At 37.5% G+C, this 7,819-nt stretch carries 6 protein-coding genes and 3 tRNA genes; 4 read left to right on the top strand and 5 right to left on the bottom strand.

Going from position 1 to position 7,819, the window contains the following annotated elements; translation table 11 throughout:
* Window positions 1–5: 5 nt before the first annotated feature.
* From IW22_RS19705 to IW22_RS19695, 3 genes are all read right to left on the bottom strand, one after another.
* Window positions 6–79: transfer RNA gene (locus tag IW22_RS19705), tRNA-Arg, on the bottom strand.
* Window positions 80–111: 32 nt separating this feature from the next.
* A tRNA-Pro gene (locus IW22_RS19700) sits at window positions 112–186 on the bottom strand.
* A 31-nt stretch (window positions 187–217) separates the two neighbouring features.
* Window positions 218–302, bottom strand: a tRNA-Ser gene (locus tag IW22_RS19695).
* A gap of 135 nt (window positions 303–437) precedes the next feature.
* Here IW22_RS19695 and IW22_RS19690 point away from each other — a divergent pair.
* The 4 genes from IW22_RS19690 to IW22_RS19675 all read left to right on the top strand — a co-directional run bounded on the left by IW22_RS19690 (window position 438) and on the right by IW22_RS19675 (window position 5,013).
* Window positions 438–1,463: an N-acetylmuramoyl-L-alanine amidase gene (locus tag IW22_RS19690; protein WP_034730121.1), complete on the top strand. Its 1,026-nt coding sequence runs from the start codon at window positions 438–440 to the stop codon at window positions 1,461–1,463.
* A 71-nt stretch (window positions 1,464–1,534) separates the two neighbouring features.
* Window positions 1,535–2,935 (top strand): aspartate ammonia-lyase, encoded by a 1,401-nt coding sequence (aspA, locus tag IW22_RS19685; protein WP_034730118.1) that lies wholly within the window; start codon window positions 1,535–1,537, stop codon window positions 2,933–2,935.
* A 76-nt stretch (window positions 2,936–3,011) separates the two neighbouring features.
* The gene (locus IW22_RS19680) at window positions 3,012–3,866 is read left to right on the top strand and encodes a glycosyltransferase (protein ID WP_034730116.1); all 855 of its coding nucleotides are present in this window, start codon (window positions 3,012–3,014) and stop codon (window positions 3,864–3,866) included.
* Between the two features lie 106 nt (window positions 3,867–3,972).
* Window positions 3,973–5,013 carry a hypothetical protein gene (locus tag IW22_RS19675; protein WP_034730113.1) on the top strand — a complete coding sequence of 347 codons (1,041 nt, stop codon included), beginning with the start codon at window positions 3,973–3,975 and terminating at the stop codon, window positions 5,011–5,013.
* A gap of 230 nt (window positions 5,014–5,243) precedes the next feature.
* Here IW22_RS19675 and IW22_RS19670 read toward each other — a convergent pair whose 3' ends face one another.
* The gene (locus IW22_RS19670; protein WP_034730110.1) at window positions 5,244–6,743 is read right to left on the bottom strand and encodes a lipopolysaccharide biosynthesis protein; all 1,500 of its coding nucleotides are present in this window, start codon (window positions 6,741–6,743) and stop codon (window positions 5,244–5,246) included.
* A 9-nt stretch (window positions 6,744–6,752) separates the two neighbouring features.
* Window positions 6,753–7,547, bottom strand: coding sequence for an FkbM family methyltransferase (locus IW22_RS19665; RefSeq protein ID WP_034730107.1), 795 nt, complete (start codon window positions 7,545–7,547; stop codon window positions 6,753–6,755).
* Window positions 7,548–7,819 lie beyond the last annotated feature (272 nt).

Below are 7,819 nucleotides of genomic sequence, written 5' to 3'. Positions count from 1 at the left end.
TTAAGTGAGCGCGTCAGGATTCGAACCTGAGACCGTCTGCTTAGAAGGCAGATGCTCTATCCAGCTGAGCTACGCACCCATTAAGTAATTTTGAGAAAATTAATAAAACTGTCGGGGCGGCAGGATTCGAACCTGCGACCTCCTGGTCCCAAACCAGGCGCGATGACCGGACTACGCTACGCCCCGAAGTATATATTGATAGTGAAAGAAAAAATAGCGGAGGGTAAGGGATTCGAACCCTTGCGACGCTTGCACGTCGACAGTTTAGCAAACTGCTCCATTAACCACTCTGGCAACCCTCCTTTTTTCTTATTTTTTAATGATCGTTGTTCCGTTATTGCGAGTGCAAATATAGAACAGATTTCTTTATTTACCAAATAAAATTCAAGAAAAATTTGCGTATTTTTGAGGTGATAAATGATTAAAAAAATAAACTGATGCGTAAGACATTATATATCATCGGATTAAGTACTTTTGTTTTTTCATGTACTTCCCAACAAAATGTAAAAAAAAATACATACAAGCCGAAAACCCCGGTATCACAGGTGAAACCGACTGTTAAAACTCCGGTCGCCGAAACTCAAAAACCAAAAATTACCAACGAGCACGGTGTAGAATTTTTTACAACCAATTTGGCTGATCCAGCGAAAAATGATAATACAGCAAGCTACGGTTCTATAGTATCAGCAAAACCGGCCGGATATAAAGTCGTGAAGACTTATTTCCCTGCCATTGCACAGAATTTCAGACAGCGTTATCTTATACTGCATTATACTGCACTTCCTGATGATACATCCATTAAGGTGCTTACCCAACAGGGAGTAAGTGCCCATTATCTGGTGAACAATACCGGAGATAATGAGATCTATCAATTGGTAGACGAAAACAAACGTTCTTATCATGCAGGAGTAAGCGCCTGGAGGAATGACAAAAACCTTAACGATACTTCTATAGGAATTGAAATCGTTAATGCAGGTTATACTGCAGATGCTACAGGAAAAAAGATATTCGCAGGTTTTAGTGACGAGCAGGTGAGAAAAGTAGCTGCACTGGCTAAAGATATTGTAACAAGATATCAGATCCCGGCAACCAATGTGTTGGCGCATTCAGATATTGCGCCTACAAGAAAACAGGATCCGGGACCTATGTTTCCATGGAAGAAACTGTATGACCAATACCAACTTGGAATGTGGTACGATGAAACGGCAAAACAGAATTTCCTGTCTCTGGCACAGGAAGAAGTCCCTTTAAAATATAACGATCCGTCGTTTATCTTTGTGGTTCAGACAGCATTGCAGAAATTTGGGTATTATATTGATCTGAGTGGAAAGTGGGATGATGCAACAAAAAGAACCATTGAAGCCTTCCAGTATCATTTCCGTCCGTTGAATTACGATGGAATTATGGACGCCGAAACATGGGCGACTCTTCAGGCTTTAAATCAAAAATATCCAGCGAAATAACAACTAAAACGCATCGGTTCAGATGCGTTTTTGCTATATTTAAACAATAAAAAACAGTTAAAATATCTGTAATGGAAAATTTCAGAAAAGAGAGTGATCTGTTAGGCGAATTGAATGTGCCTGCAGACGCATATTACGGGGTACAGACGCAGAGAGCGATCGATAATTTCAAGATTTCAGGACAGCTTCTGTCTTCCTATCCGGATTTTATCAAAGGTTTGGCTTTCGTGAAAAAAGCGGCGGCAAAAACCAATTATGAATTGGGTCTGCTTGATGAAAATCTTTATTTCAAAATTGCGGAAGCATGTGATGAAATTGTAGCAGGGAAGTACCACGAGCAGTTTCCTGTAGACATGATCCAGGGAGGAGCAGGAACTTCAATCAATATGAATGCGAATGAAGTAATTGCCAATATCGTTTTAGAAAAATTAGGAAAAAATAAAGGCGAGTACGAATTCTGTTCACCGAATGACCATATCAACCTTTCCCAATCGACCAACGATGCTTATCCTACAGCCATCAAAATGGGACTGTTGCACATGAATATCGGACTTGTGGAAAGACTGGAGAAGATCGTTGCCGCTTTCCGTGCCAAAGGAGAAGAATTTCATGATGTGATCAAAATGGGTCGTACGCAGCTTCAGGATGCTGTTCCCATGACTTTGGGGCAGGAATTTGAAGCCTATGCCGCCACTTTAGAAGAAGATATTTCTAAATTAAATAACAATGCCGATTTATTTGTAGAAGTAAATATGGGCGCTACAGCTATCGGGACAGGATTGAATGCTCCTGTAGGTTATGCTACACTTTGTGCAAAAAACCTGGCTCAGATTACGGGTTTCCCGGTTATTTCCGCACCCAACCTTGTTGAAGCAACACCGGATACAGGTTCTTACGTGATCTATTCTTCCGCTACAAAACGTCTTGCTGTAAAGCTTTCAAAGATCTGTAATGATCTGAGACTTCTTTCTTCAGGACCTAGAGCCGGATTATTTGAAATCAACCTTCCGCCAATGCAGCCGGGATCATCCATTATGCCTGGAAAAGTAAATCCTGTTATTCCGGAAGTAGTGAATCAGGTGTGTTTTAAAGTATTTGGAAATGATCTTACCGTGACTTTTGCCGCAGAAGCAGGACAGTTACAGCTTAACGTAATGGAGCCGGTGCTTTCTCACGCGATCATGGAAAACATCAATTTCCTTTGTAATGCTTTGGATACGCTTCGTGAAAAGTGTGTGGTAGGAATTACAGCCAACAAAGAGATCTGCCTGAATATGGTGAAACACAGCATCGGTATCGTAACGGCTCTTAACCCTTACATTGGGTACAAAAAGTCTACGGAGATCGCTAAAGAAGCTCTGGAGACCGGAAACAGCGTTTACAATCTGGTTTTGGAGAAAGGCGTTCTTTCTCAGGAAAAATTAGATGAAATTCTTGATCCTAAAAACATGCTGAAACCGCACAACAAATAAAATAATATAAGCGATAATTGATCAATGATATACGGATCAATTATCGCTTATTATTCATCATTTATAAATTCTAAGCTTGAGGTTTTTAATCATCATTCCTGCCCATAACGAAGAACAAAATCTTCCTTTCACTCTGGATTCTTTACAGCAGCAAAGTTTTAAGGATTTCAGAACAGTGATTGTTAATGACGGTTCCACAGACAGAACAGCTGAAGTGATCGGGAAATATACGAATCACGATTCCCGTTTTGAAACCGTAAATCTTCAGAAATCAGCACACCAACCGGGTTCTAAAGTGGTCAATGCTTTTAAAAACGGCCTGAAAACTCAAAATACAGACGAATTTGATATCATCTGTAAATTTGATGCAGACATTATCCTTCCTGAAAATTATCTTGAAACAATAGAAAATGCCTTTAAAAACAATCCGGAATACGGACTTGTAGGAGGATTGCTGTATGTAGAAAAAGACGGAAGCTGGGTGTATGAAGGAAATTCCAATAAACATCACGTGAGAGGCCCTATGAAAGCTTATCGTAAAGAGTGTTTTGTACAGATCGGAGGCTTGAGAGAAACGCTGGGCTGGGATAATATTGATTCTATTTTGCTGGAAAATCTGGGCTGGAAAGAAGTCGTTCTTCCTGAACTTCAGGTGAAACTGATCAAGGTGAAAGGAGCGGATTATACCATCAGACCGGCAGATTATTACGGCAGGTATTTTTATTTTTTAGGACTGAACCGATTTCTGGCTTATATTGCGTCTTCAAAGGAAGCTGCGAAAAGTAAATCCATTTCTTTTTTCTTTAATATCATCAAAGCTTACGAAGCCTGCAAAACAGCAAAACTGGAACTGAAAATCTCAAAAGAAGAGCAAAAAGTCATCAACGGCAAACGCTGGAAAACACTCAAGAAAAAATGGCTAAAAATATAAGAAATGCAGACTGAGATCCAGTCAAACACTTTACCTTTGCTAATCCCTAATCCCTAATCCCTAATCCCTAATCCCTAATCCCTAATCCCTAATCCCTAATCCCTCCTTGAAAAAAATCGCCTACATAGAAATAGACACCCACGCAGAAATTGCACAGGCTTTCATGAATATCATGAAGGATTCTTCTGGTTTTAGGGTAGATTATTATTTTTCAAAGAAGATCAAGGATCTGGTGGACGAGAATGATGAAACGGTGTTTTTATCCGACGGTTCTATGATTTTGGAGCAGCTGAAGTTAAAGAAATACGATCTTATCATTATTGGAACGGTTCATAGGTATTTCAATACTTTCCATGCATTGGTTCAAAAGTATAATGCAGCGGTGATTGTTCATAATATCAATTTTTCAACGGCTTCCAAGGGGGCTTTGATGAAAAATATTTTCAAAGGAGATGTCATTTACAAACTTAAACTCTGGTGGAAAGAAGGTTTATTTTATACCGGAAAAACGTATCGCAATGCTAAAAGTTTACTGGTGTTGGATCAGGAACTCTCATCAGATATGTATCAATTTCTGCCTGTTTTTTACAGCGAAAACTTTGAAAAGAAGGAAAATGAAGCGCTGACTGTTGTGATTCCTGGTGGTGTTTCTCAAAAGAGGAGGGACTACGATCATGTTTTTAAAACCATTCAGAATTTAAAAACCGAAGAGAAATATGCGTTTGTATTTCTGGGAAAAGCTAAAGATAACGAACTGAAAAAGCTTGAAAAATTAGCAAAAAAACTTCCCGAAAATATCTCCATACAATATTTTTCAGACAGAGTTTCCAATCACGATTTCGAAGAAGGGATGCAGAAAGCAGATGTTTTGTGGTGTCCGATTCGGCAGAAAACTGAATTTTTCGGCAGAGAAGAAATTTATGGACTTACTAAAATGACCGGAAACCTTGGAGACACCATCAAATATGGCAAGACAGCCGTTTTTCCTAAGGATTATCCTTCGAAACTGGAATTTATCATTCCTGAGGCGGAAAATATTTTAGAGCAGTTTAAAACGCTTAAAAACGGTCGTTTCGATTTCCAGAAAGAGTACAACAAAAAGTCTGTACTGAAAAGGCTTGAAGATGTTCTTTCGGGCTTGATTTAGAAGATTTCAGATATGAGACTTTAGGTTAAGACTGGGATTGAAAAACGTCAATGGTGAATTTTGCTTCGCAAGTGAATGGTGAATTTTTGAGAGAAAGAATCAAGAAACAAGAAACAAGACTTTAGATGCCAGATGTCAGACATTACTATCAACCAGCAACTATCAACCTTCTACACCCATAAACTCTCAAACACTCAAACTCTCCAACTCTCCAACCCCGCATCCCGTCCTTATTTAAATTTAAAAATACTTTTGATAAAATTTACATTCAGATAATTCTCAAGTGGGAATACTTTGGTGAAATAATTTCCGATGTAGATCAGGATCAAAACGACAGCCGGTTTGTAAACAAGGTTGATGAAATTATTATTGAAAGTAGGCAAAACAATTGCTACTGTAATCGCTAAAGTACAGATAATGGAAACAAAAATCATCTCAATGGTTAATGGAGAAACCTTGAATACAAAGTAATTGAACGCGATCTTGATGACATTATAAGTCGTGAGTGAAATAGCAGTAGATAAAGCAATTCCGATCAGTTTTAGATCTGTATTTTTAATGAAATAATAGTTCAGTCCTATTGTAAGTCCTGCTAGCAGAATCATGACAAGAATATTGAATCTGTAGTATTTGGAAAGTGAAATGATATTTCCGTTAAAGCCTGTTGCCAGGTCAATTAAAACAGCAGAACCCCAGATCCATACTACGGGCTCATATTCCCTAAGCAACGTTCCATTTTTAGGCATAAATTCAGTCAGATAAGGAAAGCCAACCATAATGCATGAAAACAGGACAGCACCTAAAAAATATAAAGATAAAGATGTCTTTTTGTGAAATCGGTCAAGTTCCTCCATATCGCCGTCTGCCAGTGTTTTGCTGATAATCGGGGCTGAAATATTAAAAAGTCCCAGCTGAGGAATAGAAATTAACGAAATCAAAGCATACAACACAGAGTAAATTCCAACTTCCTCCATTCCCATAAACTCTCCAATCATGAAATTATTTATCGCGAGATAATTACCGAAAGTTCCTAAGAATCCGAAAAAGCTGTATGCTGCAAATTCTTTATAAAAATTATCTTTTTTAAAATAGTCTGTACTGAAATCAAGGGTAATCTTTTCCAGCTTATTGGTGTAGAAAACATATCCGATAAACATAAGGAAAAACATTCCGAAGAAAAATATCAGTGCCGTTCTTTCGGGTATTGGTGAGGTTTCTGTGTATTGGGAAACCAGATAAATGAAGATCAGAAAAGCTCCAAGGTTGGCAATTTTCGGGAAGAGATTGTCGAAAATATTTGAAACGACAATTCTTTTATAATTTGAAATATATTTATTGAAAATCGCACAAAAAGAAAGCATTAAGGTAAGAGGAAGAATGATTTCTTTGATTTTCCAAGCTTTCGTATTCTTAAACCCCGGAAAAAAATAGGGGAGCAGGAAAAAAACACATAAAAATAAAATGAAATTAATAAAAACGGCTGCTAATGAAAGCGAAAGCATATTTTGCTTTTTTCCGTCTTTATCTACCTTATTGAAAAATTTTACGTTGGAATAAGAAATCCCGAAAACAACAAAAGGCACGAGTATTTCAGCGGTCGGCATGATGTATCTTAACGTCCCGTAGAACTCAAGATTATTCATGAAAATAAAAATGGAACCGGTACCCAGCAGAAAGCCAATATAACCTATGATGGAATACTTGAACCCCTGTCTCGCTACTACACTCATACTGTTCTTTTAATGGTTTTTTGGCGTAAAAATAATGTTGTTTATATAGCTGGTCTTGTTTTTTTCATCGTTCGTGTTGTGTAGTAAAATCTCTTCCGTCAGGAGTTCCAGCTTAAAACTGTCACGGTTAAGATAGTTGGCTTCATATCCCCAGGTTTTTACTTCAGAAATATCATTCCAGATGGGATTTTCGTGGTGTCTCTGTTCCATTTCGACCATTAATGTCGGAAGAAACCGTTTGATGATTTCTTTAGCACCGGATAAGGTTTTCATTTCATTTCCTTCCACATCTATTTTGATGAAATCCAGTCTGTCAAAATGTTCTATAGCAGCCCATTCATCCAGCTTGATTACTTTTACCTTTTCGGTGTAGCTTTTCTCTTCGCCTTTTTCTTTGTATGATGTGTTCAATGTCCCGCGGGAAGCGATTTGCCTGCCATTGATGATCGGAACTTTAAATTCAGCGGTCGTGTTTTCGTCAGAAAGTGCTAAAGGGAATATTCTCATCCTGGGAAAAAGCCTTTTCAGACGTCGGTAAAGCTTTTTGTTGGGTTCAAAACCATAAACGTGCTCATGGTTCAGTTTGTTTTCCAGTTGATAAAGAAAAGTTCCAACATTGGCTCCGATGTCCAGTATTACAGCATTTTTGGGAAGGTATTCCTTGATCCATACCAGTTCCGGTTCTACATTCCGCGCCGAAAAATTACTTTTTGTAAGATTGTTTAAATTCTTAAAATATCTTTTCTTGTAAAAACTCGGACTTATATATTGTAGTTTTTCTGCAATTGTTTGGTATAAAGACATCCTTAGTTGTTTGACGAAAAGCAAAGATAAGCAAAAATGTTAAACTGATGTTAAAAAATAATAAATATAACCAATTGATTATCAATTTATAACTTTTAAGTTGTATTTTATAAAAAATTGAATTTTAGAACATTGACGGTTTGCCGTAAAGACGATTCCTGAAAATGATATTCTGAAATAGGATTTTGTGTGATTAATGATAAAGTGAAAGCTTGTTTAAATTTATAATTATGATGATGACAAATCTATAGATTTACAGAATTTTTTTTTTT

It is taken from the genome of Chryseobacterium sp. JM1 (assembly GCF_000737715.1).
In the GTDB taxonomy this organism is placed as follows: domain Bacteria; phylum Bacteroidota; class Bacteroidia; order Flavobacteriales; family Weeksellaceae; genus Chryseobacterium.
The sequence above is the reverse complement of the archived record's forward strand: the minus strand, read 5'-3'. Positions and strand labels throughout refer to the sequence as shown.